14 protein-coding genes are annotated in these 18,871 nt (G+C 63.1%); 7 read left to right on the forward strand and 7 right to left on the reverse strand.

Translation table 11 applies throughout. The features are described from left to right. The first annotated feature begins 75 nt into the window (after window positions 1-75). Window positions 76-609, forward strand: coding sequence for a deaminase (locus tag PLN84_RS05150; RefSeq protein ID WP_292385452.1), 534 nt, complete (start codon window positions 76-78; stop codon window positions 607-609). Between the two features lie 84 nt (window positions 610-693). Here the strand turns inward: PLN84_RS05150 and PLN84_RS05155 are convergent, their stop codons facing one another. Beyond that, complete coding sequence (locus PLN84_RS05155; protein WP_292385454.1) at window positions 694-825, reverse strand: hypothetical protein; 132 nt, start codon at window positions 823-825, stop codon at window positions 694-696. 328 nt (window positions 826-1,153) lie between these two features. Here PLN84_RS05155 and PLN84_RS05160 point away from each other — a divergent pair, with 328 nt between their 5' ends. Further along, the gene (locus PLN84_RS05160; RefSeq protein ID WP_292385456.1) at window positions 1,154-2,830 is read left to right on the forward strand and encodes an ATP-binding protein; all 1,677 of its coding nucleotides are present in this window, start codon (window positions 1,154-1,156) and stop codon (window positions 2,828-2,830) included. Window positions 2,831-2,894: 64 nt separating this feature from the next. Here PLN84_RS05160 and PLN84_RS05165 read toward each other — a convergent pair whose 3' ends face one another. From PLN84_RS05165 to PLN84_RS05180, 4 genes are all read right to left on the reverse strand, one after another. Next, complete coding sequence (locus tag PLN84_RS05165; protein ID WP_292385458.1) at window positions 2,895-3,470, reverse strand: class I SAM-dependent methyltransferase; 576 nt, start codon at window positions 3,468-3,470, stop codon at window positions 2,895-2,897. A gap of 10 nt (window positions 3,471-3,480) precedes the next feature. Then, window positions 3,481-3,849 carry a hypothetical protein gene (locus tag PLN84_RS05170; RefSeq protein ID WP_292385460.1) on the reverse strand — a complete coding sequence of 123 codons (369 nt, stop codon included), beginning with the start codon at window positions 3,847-3,849 and terminating at the stop codon, window positions 3,481-3,483. Next, window positions 3,821-4,990: an aminotransferase class V-fold PLP-dependent enzyme gene (locus tag PLN84_RS05175; protein WP_300033085.1), complete on the reverse strand. Its 1,170-nt coding sequence runs from the start codon at window positions 4,988-4,990 to the stop codon at window positions 3,821-3,823. Before PLN84_RS05175 ends, PLN84_RS05170 begins: the two co-directional genes overlap by 29 nt. 245 nt (window positions 4,991-5,235) lie before the next feature. Next, window positions 5,236-6,504, reverse strand: a complete 1,269-nt coding sequence (locus tag PLN84_RS05180) for an amino acid permease (protein WP_292385465.1) — start codon at window positions 6,502-6,504, stop codon at window positions 5,236-5,238. Window positions 6,505-6,952: 448 nt separating this feature from the next. Between PLN84_RS05180 and PLN84_RS05185 the strand changes: the two genes are divergently transcribed. Continuing rightward, on the forward strand, window positions 6,953-9,076 hold the full coding sequence (locus PLN84_RS05185; RefSeq protein WP_292385468.1) for a catalase: 2,124 nt from the start codon (window positions 6,953-6,955) through the stop codon (window positions 9,074-9,076). A 62-nt stretch (window positions 9,077-9,138) separates the two neighbouring features. Here PLN84_RS05185 and PLN84_RS05190 read toward each other — a convergent pair whose 3' ends face one another. After that, window positions 9,139-9,585, reverse strand: a complete 447-nt coding sequence (locus tag PLN84_RS05190) for a DUF3887 domain-containing protein (RefSeq protein WP_292385470.1) — start codon at window positions 9,583-9,585, stop codon at window positions 9,139-9,141. 370 nt (window positions 9,586-9,955) lie between these two features. On the opposite strand from PLN84_RS05190, the gene kdpA reads away from it, so the two are divergent. Genes kdpA through PLN84_RS05210 form a run of 4 tightly spaced genes read left to right on the forward strand, consistent with a single transcriptional unit; the run spans window position 9,956 to window position 16,263 of the window. Further along, complete coding sequence (gene kdpA / locus PLN84_RS05195; RefSeq protein ID WP_292558668.1) at window positions 9,956-11,662, forward strand: potassium-transporting ATPase subunit KdpA; 1,707 nt, start codon at window positions 9,956-9,958, stop codon at window positions 11,660-11,662. Between the two features lie 4 nt (window positions 11,663-11,666). Then, a complete protein-coding gene (gene kdpB, locus PLN84_RS05200) occupies window positions 11,667-13,730 on the forward strand; it encodes a potassium-transporting ATPase subunit KdpB (RefSeq protein WP_292385474.1) in 2,064 nt (687 codons plus the stop codon). An 11-nt stretch (window positions 13,731-13,741) separates the two neighbouring features. After that, window positions 13,742-14,326 carry a potassium-transporting ATPase subunit KdpC gene (gene kdpC, locus PLN84_RS05205; RefSeq protein WP_292385476.1) on the forward strand — a complete coding sequence of 195 codons (585 nt, stop codon included), beginning with the start codon at window positions 13,742-13,744 and terminating at the stop codon, window positions 14,324-14,326. Window positions 14,327-14,373: 47 nt separating this feature from the next. Continuing rightward, complete coding sequence (locus PLN84_RS05210; protein WP_348531959.1) at window positions 14,374-16,263, forward strand: DUF4118 domain-containing protein; 1,890 nt, start codon at window positions 14,374-14,376, stop codon at window positions 16,261-16,263. Window positions 16,264-16,390: 127 nt separating this feature from the next. Here the strand turns inward: PLN84_RS05210 and PLN84_RS05215 are convergent. Further along, window positions 16,391-18,871: PAS domain S-box protein (locus PLN84_RS05215; RefSeq protein WP_348531958.1), on the reverse strand; the 2,481-nt coding region annotated here is incomplete at its 5' end.

The following is an 18,871-nucleotide window of genomic DNA, read 5'->3' on the forward strand; positions in this document are numbered from 1 at the left end:
ATCCCATACTGTGGAAGATCTATCATGAGCGAAGACCCGAGTGGGCCGACCCCTGCCCCCGGAGGAGAAGCGGCCATGACGGACCGGAATACCGCCTCTTCCGGTGCGCCGGCCGTACCGCCTCGCGCCTCACGGACCGAATGGTACATGAACATCGCGATCGAGACCGCCCGGCGGTCGACCTGCATCCGGCGGTGCTACGGGGCGGTCGTGGTCAATTCCGCAGGAGAGATCGTCTCTACCGGGCACAACGGTGCGCCGCGGGGGGAGGCGCACTGCGATGAGCTGAACACCTGCATACGCAGGCAGTACAACATCCCCTCCGGCGAACGCTACGAGTTCTGCCGCTCGGTGCACGCGGAGATGAACGCGCTCCTGCAGGCGGGACGGGCCGCGGCAGGCTGTACGATGTACCTGGCCGGGTTCGAGCGCCTGACGGGAGCGCCCTCGTACGACCCGCCCTGCCTGATGTGCTCGAAGATGCTGGTGAATGCCGGCATCGGCAGGGTGGTCGTCAGGACACCGGAAGGGCTCGCGGAACTCGACCCGCAGGCGCTCTACCGGCAGCACCTGGATGGCGTGATCGCAAAAGTCTCGGGGAAGCAGTAGGCACGTCCGGGACGGCCGCGGGCGGCGAGTCCAAAAAGGGAGATGATTCGAAGAACTACTGCTTCACGATGACGACCGATTTGATCAGGTCCCCCGGCTCTTATCCTTCATCAGGAGAAGAGCCTCCTCCGGGTTATCAACGCCCTTAAAGACATGCGTCGCCATGAGCGACGGGCCCATGCGCCCGTGCATCACCACCTCGGCCAGCCGCTCCATCCGCACCCTCCCGGGAGCGCATCCATCATAGTCTCGGCGTCGACGCCGGCTCCGCCGATCTGATCGCGGACCTGTTTTGGCAGTAGAGGGAGAGGCTCTCCCGAATCAACCGGGAGCGAGAGAATCCGCCGGTCATTCGTCGGTCTGCTCCATCATCTCGCGTGACACGTTCCCGGTTAACGATACTTCATAACCCCCGGCCCAGTGTTGGTATAAAGGCGTTTTTCCACCATACCCCAGAAGATCCTGCGTAGTTCCCGAGCGCTACCGTTATTACTGCCTATGGAAAACTCATTGTTAGTGCTCGATATAGGAGCCCCCGGGTCAGATGCCAGCGCCCCCAGAAGCCTCACGGACAAGGTCTGATCCCGTCGGACAGGATGAGGTTCGACAGGACAGCCCTGCAAAGACCGAACGACTCGTCGAAGAGCGGATCAGCGAACTCCAGGCAGAGATCGATGCTCTTCGACGGGAGAATGCAGAGCTCAGGCTGGCCGAGACCGAACGCAGGAGAGGCGAGGAGGCGCTGCGCAGGGAGAAGGAAGAGGTAGGTGCCATCCTGTCCGCGCTCGATACGGGGCAGTCCCTTGTCGAACCGGACATGACGATCGTGTGGCTCAACCAGAAGACCCGGGAATTTTTCCCTGAATATGAGCCCGTCGGGCAGAAATGCTACCGTCTATTCGAGGGCATGAGCGAACCGTGCGAGGTCTGTGCAGCCCGGACCGCCTTTGCGACGGGCGAGGTCACGAGGATAGAGAAGTATATCCCGCACCGTGGGCGCTGGTTCGGCATTGTGGCCCAGCCGGTGAAAGATGCATCCGGCCGGGTAACGCATGCGCTCGAGAGTTTCACCGACATCACCGAGCAGAAGCAGGCCGAGGCGAAACTCCGTGCCGTCATGGAACGAGAGCATTTGAGAGCCACCGAACTGGATGCGACGCTTGCATCGATCGCATCGGGCGTCATCATCTACAATACCACCGGGACTATCGTTCGGATGAACGAAGCGGTGCGTAAGATGATCGACAGAGCGTCGGTATCTCTGGATCCAGTTCATTTCGAGGAGCGGCAGGCCGTCTTTGGGGTCCTGCGGGAGGATGGGACGCCGCTTCCTCTCGAAGCGACCCCCTACTACCGGGCGTTGCACGGCGAGACCGTGCAGGGAGAAGAGGTGATGGTTACCCGCCTGAACCGGGAACCGCTCTGGGTGGACACGTCAGCAGCTCCTATCCGCGATGCCGCCGGTGCCGTCGTCGGAGCCATTGCCATCCTCACGGATGTCACTGAGCGCAAACGTGTACAGGAAGCGCTCAGACATCATACTGAAGAACTCACCCGGCTTCACCGCGAACTGGAGACCGCGAATCGGGAGGCGAACCTCTACCTGGACATCCTGACGCATGATATCGGCAACACCGAGAACGTCTCGAACCTCTATGCCGACCTCTTGATCGAATCCCTGGAGGGAGAAGCAGCCGGATACGTTAAGAAACTGCAGCGCAGCGTCCGCAAAAGCATCGAGATCCTGGGCACCGTCTCCACGATCCGCCGGATATATGAGGCTTCACCGGATCTCAAAGAGACCGATCTAGACGTGGCAATCCGGGGAGCGATCGAGGGGTTCCCCACCGGCGCCATCTACCATAACGGGGCCTGTCATCAGGTCCTGGCAGACGACCTGCTCCCCGAGGTCTTCAACAACCTCATCGGCAATGCCATCAAGCACGGCGGCCCTGATGTCAGGATCGCGATCCGGGTTGAAGAGTGCGACGACGAAGTCCGGATCTCGGTGGAGGATACCGGTCGGGGCGTGCCGGATGAGGACAAAAAAGCAATCTTCCACCGATACGAACAGCAAAAACGCGGGGTCGGGGAAGGGCTCGGACTCTACCTCGTGCAGATCCTGGTGGAGCGCTACGGAGGACGGGTCTGGGCCGACGACCGGGTGCCGGGCACCCCCGGGGAAGGAGCAGCGTTCCGGTTTACCCTGAAGAAGGCATGAGAGAAGCACGGAGCGGAGCGCAGCCGCCACAGCCGTGAGGCCGGCAACGGGGGGGGCGAGTCTCCTACCGGTCGTTCCGTGCAGCGATAACGGAGAACCCGGCCATCGAGTCGATCGCTATGACGCGAAGTCCGGTGTGCCTGAGAAACCCTTGAACCTCACCCGACGAATACAACCGGGCGCGGGAGAGGAACCGGTGCTTTCCCTTCTCGTGCAGGTATTTTTGTGCAACCTCCCCCTCGCGCTCGAGAAACCCGATCACGAGGGTCCCCTGCGGGACGAGGATCCGGCGGATCTCCTGGAATGCCGGAACCGGGTCGTCAAGGAAACAGATAACCGTCACCATCAAGACTGACGAGCATGACCCGCCCCGGAGCGGGATCGATTCCGCCCGCCCGCGGATGACCTCAACCCCCCGTCCCCGCGCCATCCGGCCGAGGGCTCGCGAGGGCTCAAGCCCGAGCGGGACACCGAGGGGTGCGGCAAACCGCCCGGACCCGACGCCCACCTCGAGGGCACGAGAGTCCGGGCGAGGGAAGAGGCGCCGGATCCGGGCGAGTTCCGCGCGGTACCCGGCCTGATGCTCCTCAAACCAGCGATCGTATTCTTCGGCGAATCGTTCGAATACGTCTTCGGGCATTTTTCCCCCGTTAATGTCCATACAGGTGTTCTTTCACCCGTTTCCCGACCCCCTGCTCCCTCCGCCTCAGCACCCGGAGATCCGTTCCTTCCTCGCGGTAGGAGGAGAAAAGGAGATGGAGGAAGTCCACCGTCAGGTGCATGACCTCCTTTTTGAACCTGACCTCAACGGTAGTATCCCCGGCAAGGCCCCTGATGGAGAACCAATCGGGCTTCTCGAACCTGTAGAAGCCCTCGCCGAGGTTGGGGAGCGCTTCAACCTCCCCGAAGTTCCCGAGGTAGGCAAAGAACCCCGCCGGGACCGGGTCACTGAGGAGGAACTCCTTCATGAACGAGCCGTCGGCACAGGATTTATGGCGAACCGAACGAAGAATTCGCATGTTGTGCAATCTCCTTTACTGCTCGTGCGGCAATCCGGCACTCTTCGTCCGTGGTGAACCAGGAGAGACTGAGCCGTACAGAGCCAGTCCCCCCGTCAATCGCCCGATGAACGAGGGGCGCACAGTGCAGCCCCGTGCGGGCGACGATCCCGTAGGCCCGGGCCAGGATAAATCCCACGTCGTCGTTCTCCATCCCATGGATGTTGAACGAGACGATTGGAAGGAGGGGGGACTCGTTGTAGATCGTGATGTTTGGTTCTTCCTTCAACTCCCCGACGAGAAACGCCATCTGGCGCTCTGCCTTCTCTGCGATGGCGTTCACCCCTACCGACGCGACATAGTTCACCCCGGCCGCGAGAGCCGCAAGGCCGGGGTAGTTGTGGGTCCCGGACTCGAACCGCTCCGGCATCTCGTGGGGCTGGTAGAGCAAGAAGGAGTCCGTCCCGGTCCCCCCGTAGCGGACGGGGGCGATCGAGTCCGGGTCTCGCAGGTAGAATCCGCCGGTACCGGGGATGCCGAAGAAGCCTTTATGGCCGGTGAAGACGTAGGCATCGACCGGGAGGTCCCGGAGGTTGATAGGGATGTGGCCGGCAGTCTGGGCCCCGTCGACGATGAAGAAGATGCCGTGGTCGTACAGGACTTCGCCGATGCGGGAGACGTCCTGCACCGACCCGAGCACGTTGCTCCCGTGGGCCGTGACCATGAGCCGGGTCTCGGGCGTGATGGCCGGTTCAACCGTATCGGGGCGGACGGCGCCGTCCTCGAAGGGGAGGACCGTCAGCTGGATACGGCCCTGCCGCTCGAGCTCGTGAAGCGGCCGGAGAACCGAGTTGTGGTCGAGTTCGGTCGTGATAACATGGCAGCCATCCCCATTGGCGGCAAGAAAACCCTGGATGAGGACATTTAAGGAGTCGGTCGCGTTCTGGGTGAAGATTACGTGCTCCGGCGGACCTGCGGCAAGGAGACCTGAGAGCGCCTCCCGTGCCAGTGAGATGTAGTCCTCACCCTGGCTGCCGGTGGTCCTTCCCGACCCGAAAACAGGGAGGACAAGCGATTGCCTGACGGCCTCCAGCACCTCCGGGGGCTTCGGCCAGGTTGTGGCGGCGTTGTTTAAGTAGATGATCGTCGGTCTATCTGCCATAAGACTTGTTTTTTAGTGGATCTCTGCGACCAAAAAGAGATCGCTCCGAGCACTTCGCAATACGTACCCTGCTGATGCCGTACACGCATCTTCGTCGCAATAACTGCCGGGGGGGTGAGGGAGGCGGTAGAACTTGCCCGGCATCCAGGACCAGGCCGGTCTCAACGAGGTTCGCGTCCGCTACCCGGATCAAAGGGTGGCATCCCGACGTACGACCCGAACCAGGATTGACGGTCGGGTCTCTGTCACGGGCTGCGCCGCCTCCGGATGAGATAAACCAGTATGCCTGCCAGCATGACGGCACTCCCGATGCCGACGGCTGTTGCCGGCAGCGTAAACGCAAGCACGAGACAGCCCAGAAGGCCAGGTACCGCGAGGGATCGCCCATACAACCTCTCCTGCTCAGTTAGGGTGTATGCAGAGAGGTTCGTGACCGCATAGTACAGCAGCACGGTGAAGGAACTGAACCCAACTGCCGCACGGAGATCGACGAGCATCACCACCACAACCAGGATTACGCCGACCGTCGCTTCAGAGAGGTGCGGAACCCTGTGTATCGGGTGAACCCGGGCGAGGTATGAAGGCATGTCATGGTCAGCCGCCATGGCAAAGAGCATCCGGCTGATGCCCGCCATCAGAGAGAGCAGCACCCCGAGCGTCGCAAAGGTCGAACCGATTCTGACGATCCACTGCCACTGGCCAAAACCTGCCCCGGCGAGCGCCGTCACCAGGGGTGCATCGGAGCGGGAGAGCAGATCGGGCCCGACAAGGAGCAACGCCGAGATGGCGACGGCGGCATAAACGACCAGGGTGACGCTCAGGCCCAGTATGATTGCCCATGGGATAGACGTCTTCGGGTCTTTGACTTCTTCGCCCAGGGTAGCGATTCTCGAGTATCCGGCAAACGCAAAGAACCAGATTCCGGCAGACTGTAAGATCCCATATACGCCGTTCGGGCCCAGGACCGGGCGCAGGTTGCTGAGCGCCGGCTCGCCGACAAGCAGGAGGAGAACGATCACGGCCAGGGAGAGCAGAACTACCGAGACGATGATCTTCGTGGCGCCGGCGGTCTTTTGAATCCCGAAGAAATTCAGCACCGTGAATGCGATCACCGCCCCTGCGGCAAGATACCGCGCATACTCCGGGATCAGGTAGTAGCCGAAGGTGAGCGCGACCGCAGAGCAGCTCGCGAACTTGCCGACGACGAAACCCCAGCCCGCGACCCAGGCCCAGAACTCGTTCAACCGTTCTCCGGCATACACATAGGTGCCACCCGAAGCGGGATACAGACGGGCGAGCTGTGCCGAAGAACTGGCATTGAAGTACGCCACAGTGGCCGCAATCGCGAGGCCAAGAACCAGCCCTGCCCCGGCTGCAGCCGCCGCCGGTGCAAGAGCCGTGAAGATCCCGGCCCCGATCATGGAGCCGAGTCCGATGAAGATGGCATCTCCCGTATTCAGCGTTCGCGAGAGCCTGCTCGCCTGAATTCCGCCGTGCGGCACCATTTCTGCCATATTATTCTCCACACTCGCGACAGAGACGGGGATCGGCGACTGCTTGATACCCGCGAGACATCCATGGGTCCCACTGTCACCAGGGCGCAATGTAGGGAGGTACGATACGTTAACCGTTCTGTCGCGCAAGAGAGGTCTCCTCCAGGAGCACCGATACCGTGAGCGAGCGGGGGAGAGCGCCCGGCTGGACGTGCAGACACCTCTCTCCCGCTGCCCACCACGGCCGTGCCGGGAGGAGGGTCCGGGCCGGCCGTGGTCGGGAATACCCGGGGAAGACGGCAGTCTTACCGGAGAAACCGGTTTTTCAGGGAAATTCGGGTAAAGCAACCGCTCTGCACGCCTGCCTCCGGCGTGCAGTTACTTTTATGATGACCCACCGGGATGTGGGGGCACGCCGGGGGATCAGCGGTACGATCGGCCGGGGCACGAGGGTTGCAGGTGAGAGAGTATGGATGAGAAAAGGACGGTGGATGAAAAGAGCAAACAGGAGCAGCTCGATAAGGTCCGCGAGGACCCGGAGCGCGAGTACCTGACGACGAACCAGGGGGTGCGGGTGAGCCATACCGACGACTCGCTCAAGGCGGGGGAGCGGGGGCCGACGCTTCTGGAGGACTTTCACTTCCGCGAGAAGCTGACGCACTTCGACCACGAGCGGATCCCCGAGCGGGTCGTCCACGCCCGGGGATCGGGCGCTCACGGGTATTTCCAGGTCTACGAACCGATGACCGAGTATACGCGAGCGGCGTTCCTGCAGGACCCGGAGAAGAAGACGCCGGTCTTCGTCCGGTTCTCGACCGTCGTCGGCTTTCGGGGCTCTGCCGATACGGTCAGGGATGTCAGGGGGTTCGCGACGAAGTTCTACACGGAAGAAGGGAACTACGACATCGTCGGCAACAACATGCCGGTCTTCTTCATCGTGGACGCGATCAAGTTCCCCGACCTCGTCCACTCCATCAAGCCGGAGCAGCACCACCAGATGCCGCAGGCCTCCGCCGCACACGACACCTTCTGGGACTTTGTCGGGAACCTCCCTGAGATCACGCATATGATCATGTGGGTCCTCTCGGACCGTGCGCTCCCGCGGAGTTACCGGATGATGGAGGGCTTCGGAGTCAACACCTTCCGGTTCGTCAACGCCGGGGGGAAGGCACGGTTCGTCAAGTTCCACTGGCGGCCGCTGCTCGGCGTCCACTCGCTCGTCTGGGACGAGACGCAGAAGATCGCCGGCAAAGACCCGGACTTCAACCGCCGCGACCTCTGGGAGGCGATCGAGATGGGCGACTACCCGGAGTTCGAGTTCGGGGTGCAGATGATCGAGGAGGCGGACGAGCAGAACTTCGACTTCGACATCCTGGACGCGACGAAACTCTGGCCCGAGGAGGAGGTGCCGATCCGGTGGATCGGGAAGATGACCCTGAACAAAAACCCGGACAACTTCTTCGCGGAGACCGAGCAGGTCGCCTTCTGCCCGGCGAACATCGTGCCGGGCATTGACTTCTCCAACGACCCGCTCCTCCAGGGCCGGCTCTTCTCCTATCTCGACACCCAGTTGATACGCCTGGGGGGCCCGAACTTCCAGGAGATCCCGATCAACCGGCCGCTCGCGCCCGTCGCGAACAACCAGCGCGAGGGCTACCACCGGATGACGATCAACAGGGGCGAGGCGAGTTACTTCCCGAACGCGCTCGGCGAGAACAAGCCCCGCCCGGCATCGGTGAAGGAGGGGGGCTTTGCCCACTACCAGGAGAAGATCGAGGGAAAGAAGATCCGGGCCCGGAGCGAGAAGTTCAACGACTTCTTCAGCCAGGCGAAACTCTTCTGGAACAGCATGTCGGATCCGGAGAAGGAGCATATCGTCAAGGCCTTCCACTTCGAGCTCGGGAAGGTCTCGGACTTCGGGGTCCGCAAAAGGGTGGTGGACCTCATCAACAACGTCGACGGCGACCTTGCGATACGGATCGCCGAAGGGATCGGGGTGCCGCCCCCCGCGGAGAAGGGCGCGTCCTCCGGGACGAAGAAATCCCCGAACCTCAGCCAGGAGAGGACCGTCAAGGACACCGTCAAGAGCAGGAAGGTTGCGATCCTCGCCATGGAGGGGTATAACCACGACGAGGTGATGCAGGTCAAGCAGGCACTGAAAGAAGGTGGGGCTCACCCGCAGATCATCTCGCAGTTCCTCGGCACGGTCAAATCCGCCGACGGCAGGGAGATGGAGGTCGACAAGAGTTACGTCACCACCACCTCCGTCGTCTACGACGCCGTCTACATCCCGGGCGGGAAGCACGTGGAGACCCTGAAGAACCAGGGTTATGCTATCCACTTCGTCAACGAGGCCTTCAAACACTGCAAGCCGATCGGTGCGATAGGAGAAGGCATCGACCTTCTGAAGGCGTCGGGGATCAAGGGGGTCGCCTTTGTCGATGCCGGCTCCGGGGGAGAGGCCGTCGCCGAGATGGGGGTCGTGACCTGCGGGAGCCGGGGGAACGTGACCTCGTTTGCCGACCAGTTCAAGACGGCCATTGCGCAGCACCGCCACTGGGACCGGGAGAAGAAGGAGCAGGTGCCGGCCTGATACGGGCCGTTGCAAGAAGAGCCCAGGACCTCCCCGGAGGTTCATTTTTCTGATGGAACGCTTTAACTGCGCAGCATCGGCGAGTTGAACCAGAGGCCGTAGAGCTGGTGCGACTCATCGCCCTGCTTGAAGACGAACCGGAGAGCCACCCCGTCCTCCCGCTCGAATGCCGCCTTGTAGGTCACGGCGATGAACTCACCGGTCTCCGTGACGGCGGGCTCCCTTCGGGATTCATAGAGCCCGATCCGGGACGTGACCGACTCACGGTTCCGCTCAAACGCGGCCTCGTCCAGGGCCTGCTTCATCTCCGGGCCGAAGTCGCGGGAATACATCGTGTAGTTGCCCTCGTTGAAGCCCTGCATGACGTTATCGGCGACCGGGTCGGCGTAGGCAAGCACCTCTGCCGCCTCCTCGCCGGAGAGCACGGTCTCCTGGCTCGTGCAGCCGCAGGCGAAGACCGCGGCGAGGACCACGAGGACGGCGGGGAGTGGAATGTGAGAACGACTCATGATAGAGTCTCGAACCGGCAGGTAATGAATGTAGGGATCGGATTGCCGGGAGGGAGAACCGCAACGGCAATCGGAGCGGTGCAGAGGCCGTCGACAGGGGAGCTATGTTCCGGATCTTCCACCGGTTCGAGCGGTGCAGGGCGAAAGTCTCGGCCGCTTCACCGTCCGGACTGGTGGAGAGATACGGCGGTGTTCCGGTTTACGCTGAGGAAAGCAACATAACCCTTCACCGATCCCGCCGCCGTCGGGACCCGATGGTCGAGCAGGGAGAGGACGAGACATCCTGCCACGGGGGATGCCGTTGCGCGAAGGAGTTACTTTTATAGTAATAGGAATATCCTTCCGAGCAGATAGAAATCGGCGGTCCGCAATGGCACAACCTGCACCGCTCCTCGACGGGTCACTCTTCATCGCGTTCTTCACAGCAGTCACCATCACGGGAGTGCTCTTTGGCCGGTATATGGCGCACGTGTTCTCCGGGGACTACTCCCGCGGCATCCCCGGAGCGCTGGAGGCCCGGCTCTTTCGCTTCATCGGCACGTCCGCCGGCGAGGAGGATGACTGGAAGGGATACGCACGGGAGATGCTCATCTTCAACGGCATCGGGTTTATCGCTCTCCTCGCGCTTCTCCTGCTGCAGGGTTACCTGCCGCTGAACCCGGAAGGCTGCGGTGCATTCGACCCCGGCACGGCAGTCCATACGGCGGCAAGCTTCGTCACCAACACCAACTACCAGATCTACGCAGGGGAGGTCTCCGCGAGTTACCTGACCCAGATGGCCGGCTTCACGGTCCAGAACTTCCTCTCGGCCGCCACCGGGATCTGCATCGCCGTCGCGGTGATGCGGGGAGTCACCCGCCGGTCGACCGACCGGATCGGCAACTTCCGGGTGGACGTGACCCGGTGCGTCCTCTACATCCTCCTCCCGGTTGCATTCGCCGCCGCCCTCCTGCTCGTCTCGCAGGGGGTCATCCAGAACGTCGACCCCTACGTGCATGCCGCGGGGTACGGCCCGGCCGGACCGCAGACGATCGCCATGGGGCCTGTCGCCTCCCAGGAGGCCGTCAAGGAGTTCGGCACGAACGGGGGCGGGTTCTTCAATGCCAACTCCGCCCACCCCTACGAGAACCCGACACCGTTCGCCAACCTCGTAGAGATCTTCCTGATCCTCCTGATCCCGGTCTCGCTGCCCTTTGCCTTCGGGCGGATGGCGGGGTCGATGCGGCAGGGATGGGCCATCTACATCGTCATGCTCGCGATCTACCTCCCCGCCCTCGGCACGCTCTATGTTGCGGAACTGGGCGGCAACCCGCTCATGGAGCAGTTCGACGTGACCGGGGTCTCGATGGAGGGAAAAGAGGCCCGTTTCGGGCTCGGCGGCACCGCCCTCTTTGCCGCCTCCACCACCGCGACGTCCTGCGGGGCGGTCAACGCCATGTTCGACTCCTTCATGCCGATTGCAGGCATGGTACCGATGCTCCTGATCCTGCTCGGCGAAGTCGTCTTCGGCGGAGTGGGATCGGGGTTCTATACCTTTATCGGTTTTATCGTGCTCGCCGTCTTCATCGCCGGGCTGATGATCGGGAGATCCCCCGAGTATCTCGGAAAGAAGATCGAGGTCCGGGAGATGCGCATGGCCGTTCTCACGGTCCTGGTGCCGGGCGTCCTCGTCCTCATCCTCACGGGGATCGCGCTGCTCCTCCCCGGCACGGCCGAAGCGATGCACAACCCGGGTCCGCACGGCCTCTCCGAACTCGTCTACACGTTTGCCTCCATGTCCAACAACAACGGGAGCGCGTTTGCCGGGTTCGACGCTTCAGGGATTTTTTATGCGCTCACCGGCGCCGCGGCGATGGCCATCGGGCGGTTTGTCCCGGCGGTCGCGATGCTCGCCCTCGCCGGGTCGATAGCGCAGAAGAAGACCGTCCCACCGGGACCCGGGACCCTGGCAACCGCGTCGGCAACGTTCACCGTCTGGACGATCCTGGTGATCCTGATCGTCGGGGCGCTCACGTTCTTCCCTCTCTTCGCCATGGGGCCGATCGCCGACCACCTGCTGCTCTTCGGAGGCGGGTAGCCCGATGGCCAGGAAGCGGTACCCCCGGTTCGGGGCCTTCGAACCGGGTCTCATCCGCAAAGCACTAGTCGGGAGCGTGCTCAAGCTGGACCCGCGCAGGCAGATCGAGAACCCCGTGATGCTGGCGGTGGAGGTAGGGGGGATCGTCACGACGGCAGGGTTCTTCGTCGGCCTCTCGGCCGCCACCGGAGAACAGTCGTTATTCACCGGCCTCGTCTCCCTCTGGCTCTGGCTGACGGTGCTCTTCTCTAACTTCGCTGAATCCCTCTCCGAGGGGAGGGGAAAGGCGCGGGCGGCGTCGCTCCGGCAGTCCCGCACCAGCGTGCCCGCACGCCGCCTCGAGAGAGAGACGTTCGATGCCCCGGCAAACGAGGTCGCCTCCTCCGACCTCCGGCCGGGCGACCTCGTCCTGGTGAGGGAAAGCGAGATTATCCCCGGCGACGGGGAGGTGGTCAGGGGAGCCGCCCTCGTCAACGAAGCGGCCATCACCGGAGAGTCCGCGCCGGTGGTGCGCGAGGCGGGAGGGGACCGCAGCGCGGTGACGGGGGGGACAACGGTGCTTGCAAACGAGATCATCGTCCGGGTAACCACGGAGCCCGGCCGGACCTTCCTCGACCGCATGATCGCCATGGTCGAGGGGGCCGAACGGCGCAAGACGCCCAACGAGGTCGCGCTCGAGATCCTGCTCCTGGCGCTGACCGCCGTCTTCCTGGCAGTCGTCGGCAACATTCACCCGGTATCCGCCTACAGCGCCTCGTTCACCGGTTCAGGCGCTCCTGCGAGCCTCACGGTGCTGGTCGCACTCTTCGTCTGCCTGGCCCCGACGACCATCGCGGCACTCCTCCCGGCGATCGGGATCGCCGGCATGGACCGGCTCTTCCAGCGCAACATCGTCGCACTCTCCGGCCGGGCGATCGAGGCGGCAGGCGACGTCAACGTCCTGCTCCTCGACAAGACCGGGACGATCACCCTTGGAAACCGCCAGGCGACGGAGTTCGTCCCGGTGGAAGGGCAGTCCCGGGACGAACTGATGCAGGCCTCCCTTCTCTCCTCGTACGCCGATGAGACGCCGGAAGGGAGGAGCATCCTTGCCCTTGTCCGGGAGAAGACCGGCACCGCACCGGCCTGCCCCCCGGGTGCACGGTTCATCCCGTTCTCGGCCGCCACCCGGGTGAGCGGCGCCGAGTGCGGCGAGACGTTGTACCTGAAGGGAGCCGCCGACGCGATCACGAGGCTCGTCCCCGAACGCGGAGGAACGGTGCCCCCGGACCTGGCGACGAAAGTGAACGGGATTGCATCGGCAGGAGGCACGCCGCTCGTGGTGGCCGAGAACGAGACGGTCCTCGGCGTGATCTTCCTCAAGGATATCTTAAAGACCGGCATCCGGGAACGGTTTGCCGACCTTCGCCGGATCGGGATACGGACGGTCATGATCACGGGCGACAACCCGCTCACCGCGGCTGCAATCGCAGCGGAAGCGGGTGTGGACGACTACCTTGCCGAGGCGAAGCCGGACGACAAGTTGAGGCTGATCCGCGAGACGCAGGACGAGGGCTACATGGTCGCCATGACCGGCGACGGGACCAACGATGCGCCCGCCCTCGCCCAGGCCGATGTGGCGGTGGCCATGAACAACGGGACCCAGCCGGCGCGGGAAGCGGCCAATATCATCGATCTGGACAGCGATCCCACCAAACTGCTGGATATCGTCGAGATTGGCAAAGAGATCCTGATGACCCGCGGAGCCCTCACCACGTTCTCCATAGCAAACGACATCGCCAAGTACTTCGCCATCATCCCGGCTGCACTGGTCGGGATCTACCCGCAGCTCGCCGTCCTGAACATCATGGACCTCGCCACCCCGCAGTCGGCCATCCTCTCCGCGGTCATCTTCAACGCCCTGGTCATCCCGCTCCTGATACCGGTCGCGCTTGCCGGAGTGCGGTTCAAACCGATGCCGGCATCGAGGCTCTTTGCCTACAACCTGATCATCTTCGGGATCGGGGGCCTCGCCGCCCCGTTCATCGGCATCAAAGCGCTCGACCTCCTGATCGCCGGAGTTCTGTAGAGAGTATACCCATGACGGCGATACGACAGGCAGTAACAAGCGGTCTGCTCCTCTTCCTCGTCCTCTTCGCCATCACGGGATTCGCCTACCCCCTGGCAGTGACGCTCATCGCCGGTGCGGCATTTCCGTACCAGGCCCACGGGAGCCTGGTCGTCGACGGCCAGGGCCGGGTGATCGGCTCGGACCTGATCGGCCAGAACTTCAGCGCACCGTTCTACTTCCAGGGCCGCCCCTCGGAGACACCGATCACCGCTTACAACGCCTCCGCCTCCGGAGGGTCGAACCTTGCGCCCGGAAATCCCCTGCTCCTCGAACATATCGCGGACCGGGTGAGGGCTCTCCGGAACGCCGGCGTGCAGGGCCCGATCCCGTCCGATCTCGTCATGGCTTCGGGGAGCGGTCTTGACCCCGCGATCAGTCTGGATGCCGCGCTGGTGCAGGTCCCCGCCGTCGCAGAGGCGCGCGGTCTCCCGGAGAACGAAGTCCACGCGCTCGTTCTCGCCTGGGCAGAGAGCCTGCCGGCCCCGTTCGTAGAACCCTGCATCAATGTCCTCTCGCTCAACCGTGAGCTGGACCGCCTGGACGGGAGGGACTGAACACGGCAGAAAGGATCGCTGAGGAAGGCCGCCCTCTGCCGGAGGACCTGCTCGCCGTTGCAGAGCGGGCGGAGCAGAGAGCCGGGAAGGGGCAGCTGACGATCTACCTGGGTTACGCCGCCGGTGTCGGGAAGACCTACGCGATGCTGGAGGACGCACTCAGCCACCGGGGCGACGGGCTCGACGTCGTGATCGGGTATGTGGAGACGCACGGCAGGGCAGAGACGAACGCGCTCGCCGCAAGGCTCGAAGCAATCCCCCCGGTTCGCAGCGATTACCGGGGACTCACGCTGCGGGAGCCGGATATCGACGCGATTCTCAGGCGGCGCCCGCAGATCGTCCTCATCGACGAGCTTGCGCACACCGATGCTCCGGGGAGCCGCCACATAAAACGTTACCAGGACATCGAGGAGATCCTTCACGCGGGGATATCGGTCTATACCACCGTCAACATCCAGCACATCGAGAGCCAGAACGACATCGTCGCCCAGATCACGGGCATCCGTGTCGCGGAGACGGTCCCGGACACGTTCTTCTACGATGCCGACGAGATTCGCCTGATAGATATCCCGCCGGAGGAACTCCGGATCCGCCTCCGCGCCGGGAAGGTCTATGTCCGGGATATGGCCGAACAGGCCGTCCGGCGATTCTTCAGCGTCGAGAATCTCCTGGCGCTCCGGCAGATCGCTCTCCGGTTTATGGCGCAGGTCACCGACCGCCAGATGCTCACCTGCATGCGGGCAAGGGCCATCCCGGGCCCGTGGCCTGCCGGGGAACGGCTTCTCGTGGGGATACGCCCCGGCCCGACGGCGGACCAGATGGTTCGTGCGGCATACCGCCTTGCGGACAGGTTCCGTGCGGACTGGATCGTGATCTCCATCGGGACCGAGAGCGAGCAGAACCTCACGGACCGGGAACGGCGGTGGCTCAACGACGCGATGGAGACGGCAAGGAACCTCGGGGGGCGGATCGTCCGTTACCGCGGAGGGGACGTTCCGGGGGAGCTGATCCGGTATGCCCGGCAGCACAACGTCACCATGATCATGCTCGGTAAACCCCGCGGACTGGACATCTTCTACTCTCCCGTATACCGCATCATGGTCCGGTCAAAGGGGATCGATATCTTCCTCTACGAACCGAAAGCGGCGGTAAGCATCCCAATCCACAGGCAACTGCCGCAATTTGTGAACTCAGATCTCGTCGTCAGCGCAATACTCATCGCGCTTGTGACGATTATGAATTACTTCCTGCGAAATGTCATCAGTTCGTCAAACATGCTCATCATCCAGTTGATTCCGGTGGTGGCGGCAGCGCTCTTGTTCCGCCGGGGCACAGCGATCATCACCGCTATCGTAAGCATCCTGATCTTCGACTTCGTTTTTGTGGTTCCCTACTACACGCTTACAATCACCGACTGGGAGTATTTCATCTCATTTGTGGGATACGTGGTCATTGCGTTCATCATCAGCGGTCTCGCAACAAGGCTCCGCTACCTGCTCCCGCAGATACGGAGGAGCGAGGCAACGGTTGAGGCCGTCACCGTCCTCTCCCGCGATCTGGTGAACGTCGCACACCGCCAGGAGATCTTCGATACGCTCTATCGACACATGAAGCAGTTCGGCGAGGGAGCATTTGCCGTTCTCACGCCGGATACGGGGGGGCTCTTCGTGAACGTCGGGGACCCCGGTTATCCGCTCACCCCAAAAGAGCGGACGATTGCCCGGTGGGCCTTCGAGAACGGCCGGACAGCGGGGAGAGGCACCGATACCCTCCCGATGGGCATAGGACACTACGTTCCGATGAAGGCATCCGGGGTTACGTTCGGCGTCCTGGCGTTCGCGTTCAGGGACCCGGAGGAGGTGCTTACGCCGGAGAATAAGGACATCCTCCAGACCATGGCATACCTGGGGGCTCTGGCCCTGGAACGGGTAGAGTGAGCGAACCGTCCCTGCCGCCGACGCCGGCAAGCGAGGGGCGCTCCAGGCTAAATCCCGGTACGGCAGGCGATACCCGGGAAGAAGGCCCGGCTCCGGGGAGGTGCGGACGATCTGAGACGCAACCTCTTTACTCCAGGATTCTGTATCCCCCGCGGGGCACGCGCATCTCAAACCGCGCTCCCTTCCCGGACTCTCCGGTCTCGGTGATGCCGATCCCGGTGATCTCGAGGATCTCCCGGATCAAAAAGAGTCCAAGCCCCGTGTTCTTCCCGAACCCACGGTAAAAGATCCGCTCCTTCTCCTCAGCAGGAATCCCGGTGCCGTCATCCTCCCAGACAAGGGTGAGGTCCCCGTTCTCCTCCGGCCGATACCGGACGCGGACCCGGGTCGCCGACTCCCCGTGCCGGATCGTGTTGTCCATCAGGTTGGCAAAGACCGTAGAGAGCATTGGATCCGTGTAGACCACGAGATCCCCGGCTTCGTCGTCGATGGGTAACCCATGAAGTGCCGCCGTCTGGATTGCATCGGATATTCGCTGCCACTCCGGCGATCTGACGCCGAGATCCGTGTAGTCCCGGGTGAACTCGATCTGGCGGTGTATCCGGTCGGCGGCACTCTGCACCCGGGCAAGGTACTCCGAGACCTCGGGCTCCTGGACGGCCTCCTCTGCAAACGAGAGATTCCCGAGGAGGATCGTCAGCTGGTTCAGGATATCATGCCGGGTGATGCTGCTCATCAGGTTGAGCTTTTTGTTCGCGACCGCGAGGCTGTTCGTCTGCCGGGCAAGTTCCCCGGCATGATACTCGATCTCCCGCTCCATTGCTCTACGCACGGTGATATCCTGGGCGGTGAACGTCACGCCCCGGGAGAAGTCCGCCGGATCGAGTGGTGTTATGGAGAGCAGAACATAGATGATCCCGCCGTCCTTGCGGAGGGACCGGGTCTCAAGGGTGCACGTCCCGGCCTTCGTGATCTCTGCATACACCACCTGCATGGCAGACTCGTACTCCCCTTCATCCGGGTAGAGCAATTCTACGGGCTGGCCGATGAGTTCGCCGCGGGTGTAGCCGACGATCTCGCAGAGCCGTCCGTTGACTTCCGTAATGAGCCCGTCAACCACCATCCCGATGCCGGTGGGGGCGGCGCGGAAGATGCTCTCCATCTTCTCCGCAGTCTCCCGCAGCGCCTCCTCCACCCGTCTCTGCTCGGTAACGTCCAGGCAGTGCCCGATATAGCCGAGGAAGTTGCCGTGGGTGTCATACCGGGGGGAGCCGTCGTCCTGGATCCAGCGGTACTCACCGTCGTGTCGCCGCAGGCGGTAGGTCATGCTGAACCGCTCGCGGCGGGCAAAGGCACCCATGTAGGTCTCGACGCATCGCGTGAGATCGTCCGGGTGCACCCCCTCGACCCAGCCGTCGCCGGTCTCCTGCTCGAGCGTCCGGCCGGTGAAGGCAAGCCACGGCTCGTTGAAGTAGTCGCATTTTGCGTCCAGCCCGGACGTCCAGATCAGGGCCTGGCCGCTGTCTGCAAGGGTGCGGAAATGCAGCTCGCTCTCCCGCAACGCCTCTTCGGCCTCCTTCTGGTCCGTGATGTCCTGCCACCCGCCATACAACCTTATCTCGCCGTTCGTGGTGTCGGTACAGTTGGCCGAGACACGGAGCCACCGGACCGGACCATCCCGGCGGACGATCCGGATCTCAAAGAACGACGATGTCCCCGGGGAGAGCCAGAAGATCTCGCGCTCAAAGACGGGCATGTCGTCCGGGAGGATGATAGCCTTCCAGCACCGCATCGCGAGGATCTCGCCGTTTGTATACCCGGTGATCTCATGCACTGCTCCGGCAATCCAGTCGATGGTGTACTCGCCCGAATGCTCGAGGGCACACGAGTAGACGACGTCGGAGATGCTCTCGGAGATCTGGCGGTAGTGTTCCTTGCTCTCCAGAAGCCGGTGCTGGCTCCCGGCAAGGTCGTCAAAACTCGACCGGAGCTCCTCCTCGACGGCGGCCAGCTGCTCGTAGGCCGCCTGCAGTTCCTCGTGCTGCGAGAGCAGTTCGAGTTCGGTGAGTTTGCGGTCCGTGATGTCATGCACCATCCCGATGGAGCGGAAGACCCTGCCGGATTCGTCCCGCTGGTGCTCGCACCGCTCGACGACGTACCGGACCTCTCCGGTATCGCCGCGAAGGAGACGGTGCTCGACCTCGAATGCGTCCCTCCCGTCCGCGATCGAGGCGGAGTACGCGGTATTGACCCGGGTTCGATCATCCGGGTGGACCATCGAGAGGAACGCCTCATAGGTCGGCGCAGGTTCTGCGGGGTCAAGGCCGGAGATGCGGTAGGTCTCGTCCGACCAGGTCAGCCGCCCGGTCCTGTGGTCGAACTCCCAGCTGCCGAGGTGAGCAATGCTTTCGGCATTATGCAACAGCTCTTTACCCCTGCGGACCGCCACCTCTGCTCTTCGCCTCCCGGCAACCTGTCGCACCGCGTTTGCAAGCTCGGCAAACTGTGTCTTCGGGTTCCCGCCCTTCTGGAGGTAGAAGTCGGCACCGTTGTTCAGCGCCTCGATTGCGACCTCCTCACGTCCCCGGCCGGTGAAGATGATGAAAGG

Origin of the sequence: Methanoculleus sp., from assembly GCF_035363275.1 — an archaeon.
GTDB lineage: Archaea > Halobacteriota > Methanomicrobia > Methanomicrobiales > Methanoculleaceae > Methanoculleus.

What these genes read in the sequence shown, in the direction of transcription:
- PLN84_RS05150 (WP_292385452.1), top strand. Translation starts at nt 76, where the DNA reads ATGACGGACCGGAATACCGCCTCTTCCGGTGCGCCGGCCGTACCGCCT.
- PLN84_RS05155 (WP_292385454.1), bottom strand. Translation starts at nt 825, where the DNA reads ATGGAGCGGCTGGCCGAGGTGGTGATGCACGGGCGCATGGGCCCGTCG.
- PLN84_RS05160 (WP_292385456.1), top strand. Translation starts at nt 1,154, where the DNA reads ATGCCAGCGCCCCCAGAAGCCTCACGGACAAGGTCTGATCCCGTCGGA.
- PLN84_RS05165 (WP_292385458.1), bottom strand. Translation starts at nt 3,470, where the DNA reads ATGCCCGAAGACGTATTCGAACGATTCGCCGAAGAATACGATCGCTGG.
- PLN84_RS05170 (WP_292385460.1), bottom strand. Translation starts at nt 3,849, where the DNA reads ATGCGAATTCTTCGTTCGGTTCGCCATAAATCCTGTGCCGACGGCTCG.
- PLN84_RS05175 (WP_300033085.1), bottom strand. Translation starts at nt 4,990, where the DNA reads ATGGCAGATAGACCGACGATCATCTACTTAAACAACGCCGCCACAACC.
- PLN84_RS05180 (WP_292385465.1), bottom strand. Translation starts at nt 6,504, where the DNA reads ATGGCAGAAATGGTGCCGCACGGCGGAATTCAGGCGAGCAGGCTCTCG.
- PLN84_RS05185 (WP_292385468.1), top strand. Translation starts at nt 6,953, where the DNA reads ATGGATGAGAAAAGGACGGTGGATGAAAAGAGCAAACAGGAGCAGCTC.
- PLN84_RS05190 (WP_292385470.1), bottom strand. Translation starts at nt 9,585, where the DNA reads ATGAGTCGTTCTCACATTCCACTCCCCGCCGTCCTCGTGGTCCTCGCC.
- kdpA (WP_292558668.1), top strand. Translation starts at nt 9,956, where the DNA reads ATGGCACAACCTGCACCGCTCCTCGACGGGTCACTCTTCATCGCGTTC.
- kdpB (WP_292385474.1), top strand. Translation starts at nt 11,667, where the DNA reads ATGGCCAGGAAGCGGTACCCCCGGTTCGGGGCCTTCGAACCGGGTCTC.
- kdpC (WP_292385476.1), top strand. Translation starts at nt 13,742, where the DNA reads ATGACGGCGATACGACAGGCAGTAACAAGCGGTCTGCTCCTCTTCCTC.